This is a genomic window from Microbacterium sp. NPDC077184 (genome assembly GCF_040687055.1).
GTDB lineage: Bacteria > Actinomycetota > Actinomycetes > Actinomycetales > Microbacteriaceae > Microbacterium.
This window is the reverse complement of record NZ_JBFBMM010000002.1, coordinates 144,950-165,642: the sequence shown is the minus strand read 5'-3', so window position 1 is coordinate 165,642 and position 20,693 is coordinate 144,950. Positions and strand designations below refer to the sequence as shown.

Annotated in this window: 22 protein-coding genes; 13 read left to right on the top strand and 9 right to left on the bottom strand. The window is 68.4% G+C overall.

Features of this window, described 5'->3' with window-relative positions; genetic code table 11:
* Positions 1-6 precede the first annotated feature (6 nt).
* The 3 genes from AB0O93_RS05455 to AB0O93_RS05445 all read right to left on the bottom strand — a co-directional run bounded on the left by AB0O93_RS05455 (position 7) and on the right by AB0O93_RS05445 (position 3,152).
* A complete protein-coding gene (locus AB0O93_RS05455; RefSeq protein WP_363341282.1) occupies positions 7-702 on the bottom strand; it encodes a coenzyme F420-0:L-glutamate ligase in 696 nt (231 codons plus the stop codon).
* The gene (locus tag AB0O93_RS05450; RefSeq protein WP_363341853.1) at positions 699-1,940 is read right to left on the bottom strand and encodes an RNA polymerase sigma factor; all 1,242 of its coding nucleotides are present in this window, start codon (positions 1,938-1,940) and stop codon (positions 699-701) included. Before AB0O93_RS05450 ends, AB0O93_RS05455 begins: the two co-directional genes overlap by 4 nt.
* Before the next feature lie 294 nt (positions 1,941-2,234).
* Positions 2,235-3,152 (bottom strand): PAC2 family protein, encoded by a 918-nt coding sequence (locus AB0O93_RS05445; protein ID WP_363341280.1) that lies wholly within the window; start codon positions 3,150-3,152, stop codon positions 2,235-2,237.
* 87 nt (positions 3,153-3,239) lie between these two features.
* Here AB0O93_RS05445 and AB0O93_RS05440 point away from each other — a divergent pair, with 87 nt between their 5' ends.
* The 3 genes from AB0O93_RS05440 (at position 3,240) to sucB (ending at position 7,842) form a co-directional block, all read left to right on the top strand.
* Positions 3,240-4,715: a leucyl aminopeptidase gene (locus AB0O93_RS05440; RefSeq protein WP_363341278.1), complete on the top strand. Its 1,476-nt coding sequence runs from the start codon at positions 3,240-3,242 to the stop codon at positions 4,713-4,715.
* Entirely contained in the window at positions 4,712-6,085 is a 1,374-nt protein-coding gene (gene lpdA / locus AB0O93_RS05435; RefSeq protein ID WP_363341276.1) for a dihydrolipoyl dehydrogenase, read from the top strand. The genes AB0O93_RS05440 and lpdA overlap by 4 nt, the downstream gene beginning before the upstream one ends.
* A 65-nt stretch (positions 6,086-6,150) precedes the next feature.
* A complete protein-coding gene (gene sucB / locus AB0O93_RS05430; RefSeq protein ID WP_363341274.1) occupies positions 6,151-7,842 on the top strand; it encodes a 2-oxoglutarate dehydrogenase, E2 component, dihydrolipoamide succinyltransferase in 1,692 nt (563 codons plus the stop codon).
* Between the two features lie 11 nt (positions 7,843-7,853).
* Here sucB and AB0O93_RS05425 read toward each other — a convergent pair whose 3' ends face one another.
* Complete coding sequence (locus AB0O93_RS05425; RefSeq protein ID WP_363341272.1) at positions 7,854-9,140, bottom strand: hypothetical protein; 1,287 nt, start codon at positions 9,138-9,140, stop codon at positions 7,854-7,856.
* A gap of 122 nt (positions 9,141-9,262) precedes the next feature.
* On the opposite strand from AB0O93_RS05425, the gene AB0O93_RS05420 reads away from it, so the two are divergent.
* Positions 9,263-9,973 (top strand): DUF4191 domain-containing protein, encoded by a 711-nt coding sequence (locus tag AB0O93_RS05420; protein ID WP_363341270.1) that lies wholly within the window; start codon positions 9,263-9,265, stop codon positions 9,971-9,973.
* A gap of 26 nt (positions 9,974-9,999) precedes the next feature.
* Here AB0O93_RS05420 and AB0O93_RS05415 read toward each other — a convergent pair whose 3' ends face one another.
* Positions 10,000-10,422 (bottom strand): RDD family protein, encoded by a 423-nt coding sequence (locus AB0O93_RS05415; RefSeq protein ID WP_363341268.1) that lies wholly within the window; start codon positions 10,420-10,422, stop codon positions 10,000-10,002.
* A 102-nt stretch (positions 10,423-10,524) separates the two neighbouring features.
* Between AB0O93_RS05415 and glnA the strand changes: the two genes are divergently transcribed.
* Positions 10,525-11,949 (top strand): type I glutamate--ammonia ligase, encoded by a 1,425-nt coding sequence (gene glnA / locus AB0O93_RS05410; RefSeq protein ID WP_363341266.1) that lies wholly within the window; start codon positions 10,525-10,527, stop codon positions 11,947-11,949.
* Between the two features lie 109 nt (positions 11,950-12,058).
* Positions 12,059-12,268: a hypothetical protein gene (locus AB0O93_RS05405; protein WP_363341264.1), complete on the top strand. Its 210-nt coding sequence runs from the start codon at positions 12,059-12,061 to the stop codon at positions 12,266-12,268.
* Here AB0O93_RS05405 and AB0O93_RS05400 read toward each other — a convergent pair.
* Positions 12,236-13,306 (bottom strand): site-specific integrase, encoded by a 1,071-nt coding sequence (locus AB0O93_RS05400; protein WP_363341262.1) that lies wholly within the window; start codon positions 13,304-13,306, stop codon positions 12,236-12,238. The two genes, AB0O93_RS05405 and AB0O93_RS05400, sit on opposite strands and share 33 nt — an antisense overlap.
* Before the next feature lie 4 nt (positions 13,307-13,310).
* Positions 13,311-13,874 carry a helix-turn-helix transcriptional regulator gene (locus AB0O93_RS05395; protein WP_363341260.1) on the bottom strand — a complete coding sequence of 188 codons (564 nt, stop codon included), beginning with the start codon at positions 13,872-13,874 and terminating at the stop codon, positions 13,311-13,313.
* Positions 13,875-13,957: 83 nt separating this feature from the next.
* Between AB0O93_RS05395 and AB0O93_RS05390 the strand changes: the two genes are divergently transcribed.
* Both AB0O93_RS05390 and AB0O93_RS05385 read left to right on the top strand, forming a co-directional pair.
* Entirely contained in the window at positions 13,958-14,155 is a 198-nt protein-coding gene (locus AB0O93_RS05390) for a helix-turn-helix domain-containing protein (protein WP_363341258.1), read from the top strand.
* Positions 14,155-14,604, top strand: coding sequence for a hypothetical protein (locus AB0O93_RS05385; protein WP_363341256.1), 450 nt, complete (start codon positions 14,155-14,157; stop codon positions 14,602-14,604). Before AB0O93_RS05390 ends, AB0O93_RS05385 begins: the two co-directional genes overlap by 1 nt.
* A gap of 112 nt (positions 14,605-14,716) precedes the next feature.
* On the opposite strand, the gene AB0O93_RS05380 is transcribed toward AB0O93_RS05385, so the two are convergent.
* A complete protein-coding gene (locus tag AB0O93_RS05380; RefSeq protein WP_363341254.1) occupies positions 14,717-14,860 on the bottom strand; it encodes a hypothetical protein in 144 nt (47 codons plus the stop codon).
* A gap of 50 nt (positions 14,861-14,910) precedes the next feature.
* On the opposite strand from AB0O93_RS05380, the gene AB0O93_RS05375 reads away from it, so the two are divergent.
* The 5 genes from AB0O93_RS05375 to AB0O93_RS05355 all read left to right on the top strand — a co-directional run bounded on the left by AB0O93_RS05375 (position 14,911) and on the right by AB0O93_RS05355 (position 19,802).
* Positions 14,911-15,228, top strand: coding sequence for a helix-turn-helix domain-containing protein (locus AB0O93_RS05375; RefSeq protein ID WP_363341252.1), 318 nt, complete (start codon positions 14,911-14,913; stop codon positions 15,226-15,228).
* A gap of 650 nt (positions 15,229-15,878) precedes the next feature.
* Positions 15,879-16,244 carry a hypothetical protein gene (locus tag AB0O93_RS05370; protein ID WP_363341250.1) on the top strand — a complete coding sequence of 122 codons (366 nt, stop codon included), beginning with the start codon at positions 15,879-15,881 and terminating at the stop codon, positions 16,242-16,244.
* A 101-nt stretch (positions 16,245-16,345) separates the two neighbouring features.
* Entirely contained in the window at positions 16,346-16,699 is a 354-nt protein-coding gene (locus tag AB0O93_RS05365; protein ID WP_363341248.1) for a hypothetical protein, read from the top strand.
* 2 nt (positions 16,700-16,701) lie between these two features.
* Positions 16,702-17,559, top strand: a complete 858-nt coding sequence (locus AB0O93_RS05360) for a hypothetical protein (RefSeq protein WP_363341246.1) — start codon at positions 16,702-16,704, stop codon at positions 17,557-17,559.
* Between the two features lie 266 nt (positions 17,560-17,825).
* On the top strand, positions 17,826-19,802 hold the full coding sequence (locus AB0O93_RS05355) for a hypothetical protein (RefSeq protein ID WP_363341244.1): 1,977 nt from the start codon (positions 17,826-17,828) through the stop codon (positions 19,800-19,802).
* 101 nt (positions 19,803-19,903) lie between these two features.
* On the opposite strand, the gene AB0O93_RS05350 is transcribed toward AB0O93_RS05355, so the two are convergent.
* A complete protein-coding gene (locus tag AB0O93_RS05350) occupies positions 19,904-20,617 on the bottom strand; it encodes a DUF4145 domain-containing protein (protein WP_363341242.1) in 714 nt (237 codons plus the stop codon).
* Positions 20,618-20,693: the final 76 nt, after the last annotated feature.

The following is a 20,693-nucleotide window of genomic DNA, read 5'->3' as shown; positions in this document are numbered from 1 at the left end:
GGACGGTCAGGCGGTGCGGACGATTCCCAGCGGCGTGGACTGGTGGCCCTGGCCGAGGGGGTTGTCCTTCAGGATCGCCAGCAGACGCCGCTCGGTCGCTTTGTCCACGGTTGAGCCGAGGATGTTCCCGCCGAGGTCGTTGATGTCGACGACGGCGACCTCGCAGACGGATCCGAGAAGCGCCTTCAGGCGCTGCGCCACGTCGCGGGGCCGTTCGGGTCCGAGGACCACGGCCTTGTTGTAGGGCGGGATGGTTCCGCTCGTGGGGCCGTCGATGGCGCGCGCCTTGTCGCCGGCGATCCGGTAGAAGTCGCCCTTCCGCCCGAACGCCTTCGTCACCGCGGAGACGGCGGCGGCGAGGAGGATGCGGGGAGTCCCGCACTCGCGCAAGGCCATCTCCATCGTCTCGGGCATCCCGAGACCGATGCCGTAGGGCGTGCGGGTGACGTACTTGGACAGGAACAGCGCGAGACGGCGAGGCTGGATCTCCTCGACGAGGTAGGACCGCCCCTGCGTGATCGCGACGATCTTCTCCGTCACGAAGAGCAGGTCTCCCGCCCGCACCTGATCAGCCGCATACTCGCGGATGAACGCGTCCAGGTCATCACCCGGCATCACGACCCGTGTGCGGATCGGGATGCGCGAGAACGACGCGCCCTCGAGCGTGACCGTCAGCGCCTTGCCGTCGTTCGCCTCGCTCACTCGAGATAATCCCGCAGCGACTGCGACCGTGACGGATGCCGGAGCTTGGCCATGGTCTTCGACTCGATCTGGCGGATCCGCTCGCGGGTGACCCCGAACGTGTCGCCGATCTGGTCGAGGGTCTTGGGCTGACCGTCTCCGAGGCCGAAGCGCATGCGGATCACGCCCGCCTCGCGCTCGGACAGCGAATCCAGAAGCGACTCGAGCTGACGCTGGAGCATCGTGAAGCCGACCGCATCGGCGGGCACGACCGCCTCGGTGTCCTCGATGAGGTCGCCGAACTCGCTGTCGCCGTCTTCGCCGAGGGGGGTGTGCAGTGAGATCGGCTCACGGCCGTACTTCTGCACCTCGATGACCTTCTCGGGGGTCATGTCCAACTCGCGGGAGAGTTCCTCGGGGGTGGGCTCACGACCCAGGTCCTGGAGCATCTGGCGCTGGACGCGGGCCAGCTTGTTGATGACCTCGACCATGTGGACGGGGATGCGGATCGTCCGGGCCTGGTCCGCCATCGCCCGGGTGATGGCCTGCCGGATCCACCACGTGGCGTAGGTCGAGAACTTGAACCCCTTGGTGTAGTCGAACTTCTCGACGGCACGGATGAGGCCCAGGTTGCCTTCCTGGATCAGATCGAGGAACTGCATGCCGCGGCCGGTGTAGCGCTTGGCCAGCGACACGACCAGGCGGAGGTTCGCGCCGAGAAGGTGGCTTTTGGCGCGCTGGCCGTCGCGGGCCACCCACTGCAGATCGAGTCCGAGCTGCGAGGACTTCTCGGCCGCCGACATCTGCGACAGCTTCTCCTCGGCGAACAGGCCCGCCTCGATGCGCATCGCGAGCTCGACCTCTTCGGCCGCGTTGAGGAGCGGCACCTTGCCGATCTGCTTCAGGTAGTCCTTGACGGGGTCCGCGGTCGCGCCGGTGATCTGCGTCGAGTAAACCGGGACGTCGTCCTCGTCGCTGGTCGAGATGACGATGGCCCCGGTGGGCAGCGGCTCAGCGGCGGCGGGCTTGGTGTTGCTCTCGTCGTCGTCGTCGTCACCGTCGGACTTCTTCTTCGCCGCAGTGTCATCCGAGGCGTCGTCGTCGGAGCTGTCGTCGTCGGCGTCGATCTCGACGTCATCGTCGACCTCGTCGTCCTCTTCCGGCTCCTCCGCGGCGGCCGCCTTCTTCGGCGCCGCCTTCTTCTTGGTCGCCGTGGACGCGGCACGCTTCTTGGGCGACGCCTTCGGGGTCGTCGTCACCTTCTCGGCCTCGTCCAGCTCCGTGTCCGTCGCTGCGGTCGGGGCCGCTGTGGTCTTCGTCCCTGAGGTCACGTTTCGCCTTTCACCGGAGCGCGTCGGGCGATGCCCTCCGGGAGATTTCGGACACTAGTAAGACCCTTGTCAAGTCCCCGAGATGTGAAGGACGGGCCTGCACACGGGGCGACAACGGGTCGAGAACTCCAATTGTCTCATACTCGCCGCGCGCATCCGCACGAAGCGGCTGGCGGGGCGCTCTTCTCCTAACGCCTCGGCCCGGACCGACATTCCCCGGCGTCAGCCGCGCTTGTCGTCATCCGGCGGCCGCGTGGCGAGGAAGCGCTCCAACTCCGCGGCGAGCTCGTCCGCACTCGGCAGATCGCCCGTGTGGATCATCGGCGTCGCCTGCGTCGCCCCGGCCATGTACGCGTCGTAGCGTTCTTCGAGCGTGTGGATCATCCGCGACAGTTCGTCGCTGCCCTCGACCTGGTCCTCGACCTTCGACAGATACTCCTTGTTCTCGTCCCGGAGGTCCTCCCCCGCGAACACCAGGCCGGTCGCGGCGGTGAGGCTGTCCAGTGCCGCCAGGGCCGCCGCCGGGTAGTCGGTGTCGCCGAGGTAGTGCGGGATGAGCAGGACGAACCCGGACACGCGCGCGCCCGTCGCCGCGAACCGATACTCCAGGAGATGGCCTGCCGTCGACGGCACCTGCGTCTGCGGCTGCCAGACCGAGTGCGCCTTCGTGAGTTCCGTGCGCGTGCCGCTCACCGTCGTGCCGATCGGCCGCGTGTGGGGCACCGGCATCGGGATGGCGTGCACCCACGTCACGGTGGACGCGCCGTACTCGTCGGCGAGCGCGACGACGGCGTCGGCGAACGCGTCCCACGCGAAGTCCGGCTCGTATCCGGCGAGGAGGAGGAAGGGTGTGCCGAAAGCGTCGTGTGCGAGCGAGAGCTCCAGTCGGGGCATCCGGAACTCCGACAGGTGATCGCGGTCGAAAGTGATGATGGGGCGTCGCGCGCGGTAGTCCAGGAGGACGTCGTTGGTGAACTGCACCATCGGCACGGGGTTCGCTTCGTCTCGGAAGTACTGCACCAGACGGCTCACCGCATTGCCGGCGTCCGTGAAGCCGGTGAGGGCGATCACGAGGGGGATCCCGCGGGGGACGGGCGGGGCGGAGGCCGATCGCTCGTACAGGGGTGCGTTCAGCGGCATGGCTCCATGCTACGAGCCGAGGTGCGCCCGAGGGGCTGTCGGCCTGCCGCTGAGGGCGAACACGTCGGGGTACCTAGGATGGAGCGCATGTCGTTTCCCGTCGTCGCGCACCGATCCACTCCCGTTCGAGACACGGACGCCGATGCGGTCCTCCTCCTCCTGCCGCCGTCGTCCAGCTGGACCCCGGACGCCGATCGATGGCCCGGTCTGTCCGACGCCCTCGAGGCGGTCGGGTTCACCGGCGTGAAGGGCGCGTTCCAGCGCGTGTACGTGCCGACGCTCGGTCCCCTCCCCGTCGCCGTCGTCGGAACCGGGCCCGCTCCGGGGGCCTCGGCCCTGAGGGAGGCGGCGGGCAGCGGCATCCGTCAGCTCGTCGGTTTCGCGCACGTCGCGGTGCACGCCCCGGCCGCCGCCTCGGAGACCTGGCCGGCGATCGCCGAAGGGGCGGGGCTCGGCGGCTACCGCTTCGACGGCTACAAGAGCGAGGCCCCGAAGCCCCGCGCGTCCCGCGTCAGCGTCCACGCGTCCGCACCCGAGGACGCCGCCGCCCTCGCCCGCGCCGAGGCCCTCGCCGGAGCGGTGGCCGTGGTCAAGGACCTCGTCTCCATCCCCGCCGACCGTCTCGGACCCGCCGATGTCGCCGAGCGGTCGGGCGCTCTGCTGCAGGGGCTCGATGTGACCGTCGACGTGCTCGACGAGGTCGCACTCGAGGACGGAGGGTACGGCGGGATCCTGGGCGTGGGCCGAGGCTCGGACCGTCCCCCCCGACTCGTGCGGGTCGACTACGCACCCGCCGACGCGACGCGTCACGTCGCCGTCGTCGGCAAGGGCATCACGTTCGACACCGGCGGTCTCTCGTTGAAGCCCCCCGCTTCGATGGTGGGGATGAAGTACGACATGTGCGGCGCCGCCACCGCTCTGGCCGTGGTGCGCGCAGCTGCCCAGCTTCAGCTGCCGGTGCGGGTGAGCGCGTGGCTGTGTCTGGCGGAGAACATGCCGTCCGGGCGTGCGACACGGCCCGGCGACGTCCTGCGCATGCTCGACGGCACGACTGTCGAGGTTCTCAACACGGATGCCGAGGGACGCCTCGTGCTCGCGGACGGGCTCGTCGCTGCCAGCCGCGAGCACCCCGACCTCCTCGTCGACGTGGCGACGCTCACCGGTGCCATCACGATCGCGCTGGGCACCCGGCACATCGGAGTCATGGGCGAGGATGACGCGGTCGCGTCGTTCCTCGACGCGGCGGCCGATGAAGGTGAGCCCGCATGGGCACTCCCCCTGCCCGACCATATGGTCGAGGAGCTCGACTCCCCCATCGCCGACCTCCAGAACGCCAAGGTCGGCGACCCCGCCGGCGGATCGCTCTTCGCGGGCCTGTTCCTCCGGCACTTCGTCGGAACCGTCGGCGAGGGCGACGAGGAGCGTCGGATCCCGTGGGTCCACCTCGACATCGCGGGGGTAGGCATGAACAAGGGCGGCGGCCACGGCTTCACCGACAAGGGCGCCACCGGGGCGAGCGTGCGCAGCATCATCCGCCTGATCGAAGCGCAGGCCGCCCGATGAGCGAGCACGTCTTCGACGCGGTCGTGCTCGGCGGGGGCAGCGGAGGCTACGCCGCCGCGATCCGGCTGTCCGAGCTCGGACGTTCCGTCGCCCTCATCGAGAAGGACAAGGTCGGCGGGACGTGCCTGCACCGGGGGTGCGTCCCGACCAAGGCGCTGCTGCACGTCGCGGAGGTTGCCGATGTCGCGCGGGATGCGGCATCCGTCGGCGTCATCGCCGAGGTGCAGGGTCTCGACCCCGACCGGATGCGCGCCTACCGGGAAGGGATCGTCGCCAAGAAGCATCAGGGCCTCCAGGGCCTGCTGGCGGCGCGCGGAATCACGGTCGTCGCGGGCGAGGGGACGCTCGTATCCGGTCCGGCGGTCGCGGTCGGAGACGACATCTACCGCGGGGCGGACGTCATCATCGCGACCGGCTCGTACTCGCGCACGCTTCCCGGTGTCGAGGTGGGGGGACGGATCCTCACGAGCGAGACCGCGCTCGAGCTTCCGGAGGTGCCGCGTCGGGTCATCGTCCTCGGCGGCGGCGTCATCGGTGTCGAGTTCGCCTCGCTGTGGCGCTCCCTCGGCGTCGACGTCGTCATCGTCGAGGCGCTGGACCACCTCGTCCCCAACGAGGATCCCGTCCTCAGCAAGGGTTTGGAGCGTGCGTTCCGCAAGCGCGGGATCGTGTCGCACCTCGGCGCGCGCGTCGCGGGTGTGGACGCCTCCCCCGCCGAGGTTTCGGTGCGCCTCGAGAACGGCACGTCGCTCACCGCCGACTACCTCCTCGTCGCGGTCGGCCGAGGACCGGCGACCGCCGGTCTCGGACTGGAGGAGGCCGGGGTCGCGCTCGATCGCGGATTCGTCGTCACCGACGATCGTCTGCGGACGGATGCCGCGCATGTCTGGGCCGTCGGGGATATCGTGCCCGGGCTCCAGCTCGCACATCGCTCCTTCCAGCAGGGCGTCTTCGTCGCCGAAGAGATCGCGGGCCTCGATCCCGTCATCGTCCCCGAGGCGCAGATCCCTCGCGTGACCTACTCCCACCCCGAGGTCGCCTCTGTCGGCCTCACGGAGGCACAGGCGGCCGACGCGCACGGACGAGACCGCGTCGCCGCGTACGAGTACAACCTCGCGGGGAACGCCAAGAGCGAGATCATCGGCACGGGCGGCGTCGCAAAGGTCGTCCGGATCGTGGACGGGCCCATCGTCGGCGTCCACCTCGTCGGAGACCGCGTCGGTGAGCTCATCAGCGAGGGGCAGCTCGCCGTCGGCTGGGAGGCCCACCCCGAGGACATCGCTCCGTTCGTGCACGCACACCCCACCCAGAGCGAAGCGCTGGGCGAAGCCTTCCTCGCTCTCGCCGGAAAACCGCTGCACGCGCTCTGACCATTCCGGCACCAACCCATCACTAAGCTAAGAACGACATCAGGAATCCTGAAGGAGACAAGCCCATGAGCACTTCCGTGGTCCTCCCCGCGCTCGGAGAGAGCGTCACCGAGGGAACGGTCACCCGCTGGCTGAAGCAGGTCGGCGACACCGTCGAGACCGACGAAGGTCTGCTCGAGATCTCGACCGACAAGGTCGACACCGAGATCCCCTCCCCCGTCAGCGGGGTCATCGAGGAGATCCTCGTCCAAGAGGACGAGACGGTGGAGGTTGGAGCCGTCCTCGCGAAGATCGGCGACGGATCCGGTGCACCCGCCGGTGACGCCGCGCCGGAATCCGCGCCCGAAGAAGCCGAGGCACCCGCCGCCGAGGCTGAGCCCGCCGAGCAGGCGCCCGCGGAGACCGCACCCGAACCGGCGGCCGCGCCGGCCGCATCCGGTGGCGGCAAGGACGTCGTCCTCCCCGAACTCGGCGAGAGCGTGACCGAGGGTACCGTCACGCGCTGGCTGAAGCAGGTGGGCGATGATGTCGCCGTGGACGAGCCGCTCCTGGAGATCTCCACCGACAAGGTCGACACCGAGATCCCCTCGCCCTTCGCCGGCACGCTTCAGGAGATCCTCGTCCAGGAGGACGAGACCGTCGAGGTCGGCGCCGCACTGGCCCGCATCGGTGACGGCGCCCCCGCCGAGGCCGCGCCGGAGCCCCAGCCTCAGCCCGAGCCCGAGGAGGCGCCGGAGCCGGCGAAGGCGAGCGCACCCGCACCGGAGCCCGAGAAGGCGCCCGCGCCCGCACCGGAGCCCGCCTCGGTCCAGGAGCCGGCCCCCGCCGCCGTCGCGCCCTCCGCGGACGACGCGACGCCGTACGTGACGCCCCTCGTGCGTCGACTGGCGCAGCAGCAGGGCGTCGACCTCACGCGGGTCACCGGCACCGGTGTCGGCGGCCGCATCCGCAAGGAAGACGTCCTGAAGGCTGCCGAGGCCCCCGCGGCGTCGGCGACCGAGGCGGCTGCCGCACCGGCGCGTCGAGAGCCCGTCGTCTCCGAACTGCGCGGGACGACCCAGCCCATGTCGCGACTTCGGAAGGTCATCGCCGAGCGTGCCGTGGCTTCGATGCAGGCGACCGCGCAGCTGACCACCGTGGTCGAGGTCGACGTGACGCGCCTGTCGGCGTTCCGCGACGCGGTCAAGGCGGATTTCCACTCCAAGACCGGTGACAAGCTGTCCTTCCTGCCCTTCTTCGCGGTGGCCGCCGTCGAGGCTCTCCAGCAGTTCCCGATCATCAACGCCACGGTCGACGGCAACGACATCGTCTACCCGGCTACGGAGAACATCTCCATCGCCGTGGACACCGAGCGCGGTCTCCTGACGCCGGTCGTCAAGGACGCCGGGGGGAAGAACCTCGCCCAGTTCGCGCGGGAGATCGCCGATCTGGCCGCCCGGACGCGCGACAACAAGCTGAAGCCGGACGAGCTGGCCGGGGGCACGTTCACCCTCACCAACACCGGCTCGCGCGGTGCCCTGTTCGACACCCCGATCGTCTTCCTGCCGCAGTCGGCGATCCTCGGTCTCGGGGCCGTGGTGAAGAAGCCGGGCGTCGTCACGGTTGATGGGAAGGACGCGATCTCGGTCCGCTCCTACGTCTATCTCGCGCTGTCCTACGACCACCGCATCATCGACGGTGCCGATGCCGCGCGCTTCCTCGGCGCCGTCAAGGCGCGTCTCGAAGCGGCGGAGTTCGAGGCCGACCTCGGGATCTGATCCGCTCCGGATCACGGTTCGGGCTGTTGCGGGACGTCGTGGACGTCCCGCAACAGCCACTTTCCGTCTCGGAGAGCGATGACGACCAGCTGGGGAGCGTGTCCGTCGACATCGAGACGGAGCACGGCGACCCCGCCGAGATCATCGAGCGGAGTGATCCGCCGCTCGGTCGACGGCGCATCGACGGCCCCTGAGGGAAAGGCTGTCGCCGGGTCGAGGACGACGCCCGCGAGGCACGACGGATCTCCCGCGCAGGTCAGGCGTCCCTGGATCAGGGAATCGGCCACGGATGGGATGTCCGTGGTCTCGGTCGCGCCGTCCGAGGCGGCGGGCGCCGCGGACGCGGACTCCTGCGGAACCTCCGCGGGCGCGTCGGACGCGACGGCATCCGTCGTGGCTGCGGGCGCGTCGCCCGAGGTCGCAGCGCCCGCAGCCGGCCACAGGAGGCCCGCGGCGAGCACGCCGGCTCCGGTGACGCCGGCGAGGACGACGGGCAATCGTCGCGATCTCTGCGGCAGTCGAGTTCGGCGCCAGACCTCGGTCGTCCACCGGGAGAACAGATCGGCGAGATCGGCATCGAGGAACCGCGCCCAGGATGCGACCATCCGCGGGGGTGCGTCCTCCACGGTCGCGATGGCGTCGTGTTCCGGGCGGACGGACGTCATCGGCCGAGGTGCCGTCCCCGGGTGGGACAGCGGCTGAGGTTCGGCGATCGCGAAGAGCCCGTCCTCCACGGCACGGATCTCTCGAGCCGACGATCGACTCCGTTCGAGATCAGCGAACACCGGTGCCCAGACAGGGTCCGCGGGCGAGGCGCCGCCGAGCTCGAGACAGCGTCGGGTGGCGGTGCGGGCGTCCGCCTCGCCGGCGCCGTCGCCGATCGCGAGGACCGGGCGTCCGCCCGCATCGACCCACCAGGAGCCGGGCAGGCGCGCGTGCTCGCCCGCTTCGCGGAGTCCGCGCAGAAGGCTGAGGGCGAGGGTCACCGCCTCCCCCGCGGGCAAGTTCTCCCCCGCGGAGACGCGGTCCGACAGCATCCGGTCGAGGCGCCGGCAGATCGGAAGGAGCGCATCGTGTCCATCGGGGCGTCGTACGACGTCGAGGGGACTCAGCAGGTGGCCGTCGTCCCGTGCCGCCCAGCCCGGCCAGGTGGATCCGAGGATCTGGGCGTCGACGAGGAGCCCTCGGCCCCCGTCCTGCAGTGCGACTCCCAGGCCCGGCCAGGGTCCCTCGGTGCCCGCACCCACGCGGCGCACCGCGCGGTAGGGCGAGAGGAGGCGCTCACGTGCGATGTTCACTCCCCCAGCGTGAGCCGACGCGCGGGCCGGCGACGGGGTGGGAACGTCATCTGTGGATGCGGCACAGGTGCGCGCCGGCTGTGGAGGAGGGGCGGAAGGCGCCGAAAAGGTAGTCTGGATCCATGGCCGCGCGTACCACCAGCCCCGAGAAGCGTCCGGGGTTCTTCTCCCAGCTCCGCACGCTCTACACCTTCACCCAGAAGGCGTTCCCCTGGCTCCCGTTCCTTCTGGTCGGCATTCTCCTGGTCGGGATCGCGCTGGGTGTCGGCATCGGCTTCCTGCTTCCGCCCGTGGCGATCTGGAGCGTGATCCTCTGGGGCATCACCGGTCTGCTTCTGGGTGTCCTGGCGTCCCTCATGACCATGACGCGGCTGTCGACGCGCGCGATGTACCGCCGCCTCGACGGGATGCCCGGTGCGACCGGCCACGTCATCTCCACCTCGCTCGGACGTCGGTGGCAGGCGAGCGAATTGCCCGTCGGGGTCAACCCGAAGACCCAGGATGCGGTGTACCGGGCCATCGGTCGCGGAGGGGTGGTGATCGTCGGCGAGGGCGCGCGCGGCCGACTGACCCGGCTCGTCGCCGACGAGCGCACGAAGGTCCAGCGTGTCGCGTCCGGCGTTCCGATCACGGTGCTCTACATCGGTCACGGCGAGGATGAGGTCCCCATCGGCAAGCTCGCCTCCACGATCAAGGCTCTGCCCAAGGCGGTCGACCGCGCGACGATGGCAGCGGTCATCAAGCGCGTCGAGTCGGTCTCGCAGTCGCTGACGTCGCTGCCCATTCCGAAGGGCATCGATCCGACCAAGGTGCGGGCGCAGCGTCCTCGCTGAGTCGGCACCGCCGACCCGATCCGACCTCAGGAGCGGACGAGGACCGTGCCCGCAGCCTTGTCATGGACACCACGGTGGTCGCTGTCCCAGATGACGGCGGGAATGACGAGGATCAGCAGGATCGTCCGGACGACGGGGCGCCACAGGCCCACCCAGCCGCCGTCGGATCGCCGCAGGGTCAGGCCGAACAGCCGATGGCCGGGACTCCCCTGCAGCGTCGGGAGGAAGACGATCTGGATCGCGCCGAAGATGATGAGGATCGCCAGCGCATCCCACCCGAAGAAGCCGGACAGCAGGTACGCGGCGCCGTAGTCGACGAAGAGGGCACCCACCCGGCGGCCCAGGCCGCCGATGGCGCCGCGCCCTTCACGCGGGAGGCCGAGGCGTTCGCCGGGATACGGTTCGGACAGTGGGGTCACCCTTCCAGCGTATCCAGGCCTCTGTAACATGGCCGAAACATAGGTGTCACTGCCGGGCAATCCCCTGTCGATACCGTTCCACCATCCCGCGACGCGGGTGGCAATTCCCGATGCCCTATCTCTGGAGCCTTCATGTTCAAAGATTCATCCGAGGTGCTCAAGTACATCAAGGACGAGGACGTCAAGTTCCTCGACATCCGATTCACGGATCTTCCCGGTGTGCAGCAGCACTTCAACATCCCGGCCTCCACCGTCGATGAGGACTTCTTCACGGTGGGGCAGCTGTTCGACGGCTCCTCGATCCGTGGTTTCGCCAACATCCACGAGTCGGACATGCAGCTGATCCCGGATGTCTCGACCGCGTACCTCGACCCCTTCCGCGAGGCGAAGACCCTGATCATGGTCTTCGACATCTACAACCCGCGCACGGGTGAGATCTACGCGAAGGACCCCCGCCAGGTCGCCAAGAAGGCCGAGAAGTACCTCGCCTCGACCGGCATCGCCGACACCGCCTTCTTCGCGCCCGAGGCCGAGTTCTACATCTTCGACGACGTCCGCTACGAGGTGAAGCAGAACTCCGCGTTCTTCTCCGTCGACTCGGAGGAAGGCGCGTGGAACACGGGCCGTGTCGAGGAGGGCGGGAACCTCTCGAACAAGACCCCCTACAAGGGTGGGTACTTCCCCGTCAGCCCCGTCGACAAGACCGCGGACCTCCGCGACGACATCAGCCTCCGCCTCATCGAGTCGGGACTGATCCTCGAGCGCGCTCACCACGAGGTCGGCACCGGTGGACAGCAGGAGATCAACTACCGCTTCGACACGATGGTGCACGCGGCGGACGACATCCTGAAGTTCAAGTACATCGTCAAGAACGTCGCGAACGAGTGGGGCAAGGTCGCCACCTTCATGCCGAAGCCGCTGTTCGGCGACAACGGCTCGGGCATGCACACGCACCAGTCGCTGTGGCTCGAGGGCAAGCCCCTCTTCTACGACGAGGCGGGCTACGGCGGACTGTCCGACACGGCGCGCTGGTACATCGGCGGCCTTCTCGCCCACGCTCCTGCGGTGCTGGCGTTCACGAACCCCACGCTGAACTCCTACAAGCGTCTGGTGAAGGGGTACGAGGCGCCGGTCAACCTGGTCTACTCGGCCGGCAACCGCTCCGCGGCCATTCGCATCCCGATCACCGGTTCGAACCCGAAGGCCAAGCGCATCGAGTTCCGCGCGCCGGACGCGTCCGGCAACCCGTACCTCGCCTTCGCCGCCCAGATGATGGCGGGCCTCGACGGGATCATCAACCGCATCGAGCCCCACGAGCCGGTCGACAAGGACCTGTACGAGCTTCCTCCCGAGGAGGCCAAGAACATCCCGCAGGTGCCGAACTCGCTTCTCGACTCGCTGGAGGCGCTGCGCGCCGACCACGAGTTCCTCACGCGCGGCAACGTGTTCACGCCCGAGCTGATCGAGACGTGGATCGAGTACAAGATCGAGAACGAGATCCAGCCGATCAACGCCCGTCCGCACCCCTTCGAGTACGAGCTGTACTTCGGAGTGTAGCCAGATTCCGCGGTTTTCCTGGGGTTAGTCCGCAGGCAGTCCGCAGAATCTCCCAGAAGGCCCGCCGGCATGCCGCTGGCGGGCCTTCTGCTGTCGGTAGCATCCGGGCATGGCATCCATTCAAGTCCCGGTCAGTGATGAGAAGCTCCTCGCCCTGCTCGCCGAGTCCCGCGGGCTCGACGTCGGCAAGGGGAGGGTCAGCGCGATCGACGTCGTTGCTCAGCCGCCGGTGTCGAACTCGAACGTCTCTCACCACGTGTCGGTGACGATCGAGTTCGGTCTGGAGCTAGGCGAAGTCGAGACGCTCGTCGGGTACTGACGGCCGCAGCGCTGCGGCGACGGCCGCGCGCGAGGACTCGTCGCGGTCGGGCCACATGTGCCCGTAGGTGTCGAGCGTCGTCTTCGCTGACGCATGGCGGAGTCGGGCCTGCACGGTCTTGATGTCGAGGCCCGCGGCGATCAGCAGGCTCGCGAAGTAGTGCCGCAGGTCGTGGATGCGGAAGCCCTCCGGGAGCACGTCGATCGTGTCGCGGACGTCCTTGAATGCCGTCTCGATCGTGTACGGCGCGACGGGGCGCCCGAACGCGCCGACGACGATGGTGTCGCTCCCCCACTCGACGGGGTTCGCGTTCAGCATCACCGCGAGCTCTGTCGGGATCGGGATGGGAGTCTTCGACGTCTCCGACTTCAGCGGCTCACCCGGGTACTGCACGGCCGGGGTGATGATGCCCCGCATGAAGTCGACGTCGCTGACGCGGAGCGCCGCGATCTCAGCGACGCGGAGGCCTGCGAACGCGCCGAGCAGGACCACCGGTCGGAAGTGCGGCGGCAGCGCGTCGTGGAGCGCCCACACCTGCTCTGTGGTGGCGACGTAGGGGCGTTGCTTAGCCGCCGGCGGGGACGTCCGCCTCGAGCACGGCGACCGCGGAATGAGACCGTCGTGCACAGCGTCCGTGAACAGCTGCGACAGGCGCCGGTGCAGGGCGTACACGGTGGACTGGGCGTAACCGCGGGCTGCGAGTGACGCGACCCACGTGTTCACCTCAGACGGGCGCACAGCGCGCAAGGGGCGCGCCCCCAGATCGGCGACGATCACCCGGAGATGCACGCGCGCCTGTCGGACCGTCGACGCGCGATTGCGCTCGTACCCACGGATCCAGACGTCGGCCCACTCCCCCAGCGTCATCCGTGCCCGAGACGGCTCCACGTGGGTGCCGGTGACGAGCGCCGCGGTGTTTTCGTCGATCCAGCGTTGCCCGTCGCGCTTCGTCGCGAAGTGCCGGGCGTGCTCCTTGCCGGTGTCGTCGCGGTACCTTGCCCGCCACTTTCCGTCAGGGCGCTGCTTGATCGACGCCACAGTGTCACTCCTTCGGCGTCTGTGGAGCCTCAACCTTGAGCCCGGGCAGGAAGACCTCTTCGGCGGTCTCGTCGTGCAGACTCAGACGGACCTTCTGAACCTGCGAGGTGACGTCGGCAACCCGCACGTACGGGGCCTCCAGCCACCATGGTCCCGACATCCGGTGAGCGGCGTGCACTTCGCTCTCCATGTCCTCGACGCTCCCGTCGAGAACGAGCGGGACCGCGGACGCGCCCCACATCCATGCTTCCGCGGCCTGCACCGTTCCCCAACCGGTCAGTTCGACGGCATCCGACGGTAGCCGGGAGTCAGGCAGAAGCAACGCCAGCGGGCCGACGCCCAACGCGATCGCCAGCGCCACGAGATCATCGACCTCGACGCGCCGGCCGCCACTCTCGATCCGGCCGATGCTCGACACCGGGATTGGATGCCCGTTCTCGGCAAGTCGCGTCGCGAGCTGCGCTTGAGTAAGGCGCGATGCTTCGCGGACGCGACGGACGTTCTCCCCGACGGTTCGCGTCGTGGGGCCGATGGGGTTGCGGCGTTCGCGCGAATTCTGATCGGACACGTAACGAGACTACTTGCGTTAGGGCGTAACTGGCAATACTGTCTCCACTAACGCAACTAGGTGCGTTACTGGAGAGGATTGACATGTCTGACATCACCGTACGGCCGCGGTTCTATTTCGTCGCCGAGGTCGCTTCCGAACTCCGACGCTCGGAGGCGTCGGTCCGCTGGCTCATCCACACGGGGCGACTCAAGACCGGCAAGCTCGGCGGCCGCGTCGTCGTCGCCGCGGACGAACTCGACCGATTCATTAGCGCCGCGTTCGACGAGGCGGCGTCCTGATGGCCACCACGTCGAACGAAGGAGCCCTCGGCGCGGAGGCAACCGCGGCCGAGGGCAGCAACCAGAACCCTGCAGAGGAACCAGCCATGACGATCATCGCAGAATCCCCCGCCGTCGACCCCAACATCGCCCCCTGCCCTCGGTTCACGTGGTGCACGGGACATGCCAGGGTGACGAATCTGGACGACATCGCCGCGCACTTCGGCACCGTGGCGCGCATCGTCGGTCCGCGGGGGGAGCTCGTTCTGCGGTTCTGGCTGCAGGAGCCGACGTTGTCCTTTCCCGAGGTGGAGCCGCCCAGCTTCACGATCGACGGGTGGGACGACTGGGAGATCGGCTTCTCTGAGGTTGACGTCGAGATCGACGAGTACCTTGCCCTGCTCGCGGAGGCTCGCGCGGCGATGCGTGAGTTTGCCGGCGCTCACCCCGAACTGGGGGCAACCGCGTGAGCGCGCCGAAGCCGGAGTCACAGTCTCAGGCGGCGTCGTGGAATCAGGTCTGCCGGAACGCGGAGGGCGCGGGCTTGTGCTCCCGGTGTGCGGCCCAGTGCGCGTGGGGTGCTCAGAACGGGTTCGCGAGCGTGCGGCCGCCGTGCTCGGGGTGCGCGATGGTCATGCTCTCGTGGCCGGTCGCACGGCCGTCAGGGTGGCGGACACCAGCGGGCACCCTGTCACGGGCGTCGACGTGGGCGCCGTTCACGCTCACGGGGCGCACACCGTCGGATGCGCGCCCCGTCGACGGGGAGGTGTGAGCGTGTGGCCCGAAGGATCACTACCCGCTGGCTCGCGCGCGGAGGCCTCCGCCAGCTCGGCCTCACGATGCACGAGGGATGGGTGCTCGTGGCACTCGTCGACCGCGCCGATTCCGACGGGATCGCGTGGCCGTCGCAGTACACGATCGCGGCCGATCTCGGCATCGCGCGCTCGACGGTCCAGCTTGCGCTGGCTCGTCTCGTCGAGGTGCACGCCATCTCAGAGCACGAGCCCGGACGTCAAGGCCGGTCGGCGCGATACCGAATCGGCGAGGTGCCCCAACTGGCCCGGCAGTCGGGCCAGTTGTACGCGATCAACTAGACCGATTCACGGGGCTAGTTCGAGGTTCGCAACTAGCCCGCCAGCCGGTCACGAAGTAAGAACATGTCACGGAGGACGCTCTGCCGTGGCTGTGCGCGCCCTCCCGGGCGCTCGCCGCTCGCTCCGCTCGCTGACCATGATCATGACCATCCTCGGATCATCCATCGCGGGTCGGACGGCTCTGCCGTTCGACGCTCCCCCGGAGGGGGACGGGAGGGGGGAACGACCCGCGACGGTCGCTCCCCGCAAGGTCGCGGTGACCGTGTGGTCGCTGTTGCGCCGCCTCCCGGCGCCGCTGGCTGATGATGGCGAGCAGGAGGGTGGCTGGGTGACCTCGCTGGCCTCCGGTCCGTCTCAGACCGGCGACGTGCGGGGGCGCCCAGCGCGACCACGGCACGCGCGGGAGGTCCGCCGGTGACCGGCCGGTGCGTCGAGTGCGCCGGTGCGCTGCCATCATCGGCCTCGTCTCGGCGTCGGTTCTGCTCGGACACGTGCCGGTATCGGTGGCGTGACAGGCAGCCCGAGCGGAAGGCAGCGGACGCCGATCGTCATCGGCGCCGGTATCACGGTGATGCGGAGTTCCGGCGGCGTCACAACGAGGCGTGCGAACGACGGCGCCTCGCGCGCCTCGGCCGCCGGGAGGAGACGCCGTGAGCCGGCACGCGCATCGCTGCGACACCCGCACGCCTGAGCAGCGGTTCTCGGATGAGGCGAAGCGGTGGCGGCTGTCCCTGCGCGACGAGGAGAGCCGGCACGCTGAGACGCGCGCTGCGCTCGCCGAGGCGAACCGGACGCTGGTGATCTACTACCTCCGGGAGTGGCTGCAGGATCCGCGGGACTTCTTGCACCTGGTGCCGATCGAGCAGCTCGTCGACCCCGCCGGCCGGATCCTGTGGGGACGCGTGGACGTGCTCGTCGACGAGCTGCTCGACGAGCGCCCGCACTACGCGGTGATGGATGTCGCTTCCCGGCCGCGGGGGTCGTCGGCGCTACAGTGGATGAAGGCACGATCGTGAGCCACCGTCTGGTTCAGATCGAAGCCACGGAGCCCCGAGGGCAACGCGCGACAGGTCTGGGACCGGCGCGGCAGGTGGATCACTCACCATCGGGAGTCACCATGTATCACCCCACCTATCTCGGGATCGACTTCGATCCCACCCTCCGCATCAACGGCCAGCCGATCGCGCACCAAGCGAGCGCCGCTGTCGCGCGCCGGAAGGTCACGCGCCAGGACTTCACCGACCGCCTCGGGTTGCCGGCGAATGCATCGAACGACGAGGTCCTGGCCGCCGTCGACGCGCGTCTCACGAAGGCATCGCCGACCCCGGCCGCGTCCCCGGCACGGTCGTACGAAGACGAGCTGTGGGATCGAATCAACGGCCGCGGCGAGCCGGCCGCGCCTCAGCCGGTCGACATGTCTGACGACGCGCTCTGGGGCCGCGTGTTCGGTCACACCGCCGAGAGCGCCTGATCATGGCACGCAAGAGCGGCCCCCAGGGATTGCACCGCGGATTCGTAGAGCAGTTCGTCGAGGAGTGCCGCGCATTCGACGTCGCACCGCCGGCATCGCTGATCAGAGGCCTTGAGCTCCTCGACGCCGCCGACGACCACGCCGCAGACCGGAAGCTCAGCAACCTGCTGTCGTTGTCTCCCGACGAGATCGCTCCCCTCCTCGTCGACCTCTCAATTCGCCGCCACGCAGGCCGTAGCGAGATGACGCCTGACGGTCTCGGCGCAGGTGCCGCGCAGTTCTCGGAGCAGCTCCTCATCGAGATGCGCACGGCTGTCTTGCCCGAGCTGGAGCAGGTGGTCGCTGACCTCCGACCGGTCTTCGACGAAGCAGCCCGGCCGTTCGTGGCCGCCGCTCGCGAGTACGGGTTCACCCACGCGACGACGTCGGATGAAGTGATCGAGCGCGCCGACGAGGGCGCCGCGGCCGCGTGGAGGAACCTGCGTCACGCCGAGGCGGCACTGCTTCCGGTCGTGAGCTTCCGGCGCAGCATCTCGGAAGTCTTCGACATCGCGCCGACGCGGGACACCCTGGCGTCGAGCCTGCAGGCGTTCGGACAGTTCTCCGTGAACTACTCGGTGTGCTTCGCGGAAGGCGAGAACTGGTCACTCGACGACGGGTACGTTCTCGACCAGCACCGCACGCACATCGACTGGCTCGCGCTCGCCGCCGGCGGCCTGCGCCTGAACAGCCCCGCGGAGGTGGAGGAGAAGATCAGGGCGCGCGTCGCCGCGCAGCGCACCGCACTCCCCAAGGGCGAATCAGCGGCGAGCGCCCATGCGCGCATCGCGTCGCTCGAGCGGGCCGCAGGGCTCCGCTGACCGATCATCCGGGCTCGTGGCCCGCCCGCCGTTCCTTTCCGGTTGGGGCCTACGAGATCCGGTCGGGTGCTGAGCATCGGTCGACCGCCACCGCGGGACGCTCGCACCCACACCTGAGGGGCTGACGCTGGGCGGGGTCAGCCCCTCAACACCCCAACAACGAACAGAGAGATCATCATGCGCATCGCGTTCGCAGGCATCACAACACCTGAACCTCCCGACGACATTGACGACACAACCGACGACCAGGAAGAGGAGCAGAACTGATGGTCATCACGGACCTCTACACCTCCCAGATCGCCTACAACCCCGACACGGGGCAGCTCGTGTCGGACGCGGTGTTCCAGGTGTATGCACCTGACGACGTTTCCTTCACCAACCCTCTCGCGCTCACTGAGCCGGCGTCAGGCGTGAACATCCCGACACTCCGTTCGAGCAACATCGGTGTCCTGCCCCCGTTTCGAGTCGCCGGGGACCTCCCGGAGGTCGTGATCCGTTCCGGATCGTTCGCGACGCTCCTGTCGTCCCGGTTCGGGATCTTCGCCGAAGCCGGATTCGACGCCGACCAGGTGCAAGCAGCGGTCGATGCGGTCGCGGGCGCGGAAGCCGCGAAGGGCGGAGCGGAGACGGCGCGCGACGAGGCTCTCGCCGCGAAGGAAGCCGCCGAAGCGGTCGGGACCACGAACGATGCGATCATGACCGCCGTGGCGGCCGACCCGGACTCCGCGTTCGCGACGCAACAAAGAGCCTCGATCGCTGCGGAAGCCGGACCGATTTCTGCCCTGACGCGCCAGCGCTTGGCAGCACGCGCAGCCTACGACGCTGCACTCTCCTCCGGCCGATGCGCCGTGGCAGCGAGTAAGGCAACACGTGTCTCGGAATCGTGGGCAAACCTATCTGCATGGGCGGTCAGCGGGACATCTGTTCAGGTGTTCGGCGGCAAGCTATACGGCGTATCCGGCGGAGGCGGCGCGAATCGGTCATTCCGTGTCGCTCCCGGTAAGACTGCTCGAGTCGTCCTCGTTGTCAACTACCTCAGTGGTGGGACCTCCGGTCAGGGACTTTTCGTCGGGTTCAATCACGACTCCGCCGGTAGCGCCCCGGCCTCCGGCGCGGCAAATAGCACTGGCGTCTACTTTCGGCAGGGCTCGGGGAGCACCGATGGTGTCGTGAACCCGATCAACGATGGCGTACAGGACATTCCGAACCCCGTGTACTCATCCCTTGGTAGCTCGACGTGGACTGTCACGATCACTGTGGACGAGAACTACCTCTCCATCGCGCTGGCGACAGCGGCCGGCGGGGGACAGCGGCGAACAATCCGGTGGGCACGCAACGATTCAACGATGCCCCTGAACAACCTCTCGATCATGGTGAACGACAGCCGGGGTGTCTCCGGTATGTCCGTCGAGGCGATCAATGAAGCGACGATCGGCAACGACGACTATGACGCTTTTGTGACAGGGCTCACACAAAGCCCGGCGGTAGCCGCCCCTGGGCTCCACCACGGAAGCGTGCACGGTGACGGGTTTCTCATCATGACGCCAGTCGGATATGACGCACGGCGGTCATACCCCGCCGTGATGATGTTCCACGGGCATGGGTCTGACGAGAAGACGTGGATCAGCAATGGGAACGCCAGAGCAGTCGCGGACGCGTTTGTCGCTGGCGGATACGTCGTTGTCGCAGCGGCAAACACGGGACTCCTGTCTACCTGGGGAGCGCAGGCCGGGATCGACGCTTACACCCGGGCCTGGCAATACGCGCGCGACCACTACAACATCGGTGCGCTTGGCTTCTATGCAAACAGCATGGGCAGCATCGAGTCGCTCAATGCGCTCTCGCAGGACGGCATTCCCGGGGTTGCCGCATGGGTAGGCACAGTGCCGACCTTTGACCTCGCCGAGAACTACGCAAACAGCAGTTTCACATCTGCGATCACATCGGCCTATGGCATCTCGGGAGGCAACTACGCCGCTCAGACGGCAGGTCGAGACCCGGCGTTGATGAACCCCCTTGCCTTCCGCGGCATCCCGATGTGGATGCTGATAGCGACCGATGACGCCGTGATTGATCCGGTCGCCAACGGTCAGGCGCTCTACGCTTCGGCATCGGAAGTGGCAAACGTCACGCGAGTGGAGGTCACGGGGGGCCACTCGACGGCGTCTATCGCTAGCCAGGCGGGCACAATGGTCGCATTCATGGACAGTGCGCTTGGGGTCCGGTCTAGCTACGCCGCCTGACGCGTCTGTCTTCACCACCCGAACGAGACCATCAATATGTTCGGCCCTAGACGCCCCCGGCGCCCCTCATCTCGAGGCGGCGCCGGGGGCGTCGCTATTGGTCACGAGCCGGCGGACTCGGCGGCCGATCGCTTTGCGTCGGGGATCATGCTGTAGAGCGCTTCGGCCTTCCTCGGAAGCGTGATCATCTCCTCCACGAGCGCATTCAGCGCCCCGAATAGCGGCTCGACTATGCCGCCGTCCTCGCCGGATAGGTACATCGTCACGAGCTCGTCGTCGTCGCCGTGTAGCGAGTCATTGCCCACGACGCGGAGCGCGGTCAGCACCTTCCACAATGGCTCGTTGACGAGGCCGCGAAGGTTCCCGATCCGGGTCTGCAGGTTCATGCGCTTGCCGCTCTCATCCTGAGACTTCAGGAACGACTCGAGCGCAGCCCGCGCGAGCGCCGCCGCCGCACGACGCGAGTCCGGCAGTACGCGACGCGCCTCCTCGTACAGCTCACGCGCCGCGTCCGGCATATCAGGATGCGGCGGAGGGACGGCACTCTCGCGCGGGTAGATGAGCACGTCCCCGCGCCATACAGATGCCTGCGAGCAGGCTACGCAGAGGGTCATCTCCCAGACGTTCTCCGGCTGAGATCTGGTTAGTCGAATCAGCGTGCCGTCGACACGGAATGGACCCGCTTCATCGGAGAAGGGGACGTCCATAGTCATGTTGCTGCTGGTCGTCTGGATGAGCAGCTGCCGCCGTTCATGATGGCTCATCACTTTGCATCGAGGACAGGTGAACTGATTGAGGCCGGGCGCATCGGTCATGACGCCCGAGCCTACTGACGACCCAACTCACACGACCCCCACCGCGCCTAAAATCCAGCACACCACTGGAAGGGGG

Bases quoted from the DNA above. Each gene is read 5' to 3' on its own strand.
- lpdA (WP_363341276.1), top strand. From the start codon at position 4,712: ATGAGCGAGCACGTCTTCGACGCGGTCGTGCTCGGCGGGGGCAGCGGA.
- AB0O93_RS05390 (WP_363341258.1), top strand. From the start codon at position 13,958: ATGTCTGACATCACCGTACGGCCGCGGTTCTATTTCGTCGCCGAGGTC.
- AB0O93_RS05360 (WP_363341246.1), top strand. From the start codon at position 16,702: ATGGCACGCAAGAGCGGCCCCCAGGGATTGCACCGCGGATTCGTAGAG.
- AB0O93_RS05440 (WP_363341278.1), top strand. From the start codon at position 3,240: ATGTCGTTTCCCGTCGTCGCGCACCGATCCACTCCCGTTCGAGACACG.
- AB0O93_RS05420 (WP_363341270.1), top strand. From the start codon at position 9,263: ATGGCCGCGCGTACCACCAGCCCCGAGAAGCGTCCGGGGTTCTTCTCC.
- glnA (WP_363341266.1), top strand. From the start codon at position 10,525: ATGTTCAAAGATTCATCCGAGGTGCTCAAGTACATCAAGGACGAGGAC.
- AB0O93_RS05385 (WP_363341256.1), top strand. From the start codon at position 14,155: ATGGCCACCACGTCGAACGAAGGAGCCCTCGGCGCGGAGGCAACCGCG.
- AB0O93_RS05350 (WP_363341242.1), bottom strand. From the start codon at position 20,617: ATGACCGATGCGCCCGGCCTCAATCAGTTCACCTGTCCTCGATGCAAA.
- AB0O93_RS05415 (WP_363341268.1), bottom strand. From the start codon at position 10,422: ATGTTACAGAGGCCTGGATACGCTGGAAGGGTGACCCCACTGTCCGAA.
- sucB (WP_363341274.1), top strand. From the start codon at position 6,151: ATGAGCACTTCCGTGGTCCTCCCCGCGCTCGGAGAGAGCGTCACCGAG.
- AB0O93_RS05365 (WP_363341248.1), top strand. From the start codon at position 16,346: ATGTATCACCCCACCTATCTCGGGATCGACTTCGATCCCACCCTCCGC.
- AB0O93_RS05405 (WP_363341264.1), top strand. From the start codon at position 12,059: ATGGCATCCATTCAAGTCCCGGTCAGTGATGAGAAGCTCCTCGCCCTG.
- AB0O93_RS05445 (WP_363341280.1), bottom strand. From the start codon at position 3,152: ATGCCGCTGAACGCACCCCTGTACGAGCGATCGGCCTCCGCCCCGCCC.
- AB0O93_RS05355 (WP_363341244.1), top strand. From the start codon at position 17,826: ATGGTCATCACGGACCTCTACACCTCCCAGATCGCCTACAACCCCGAC.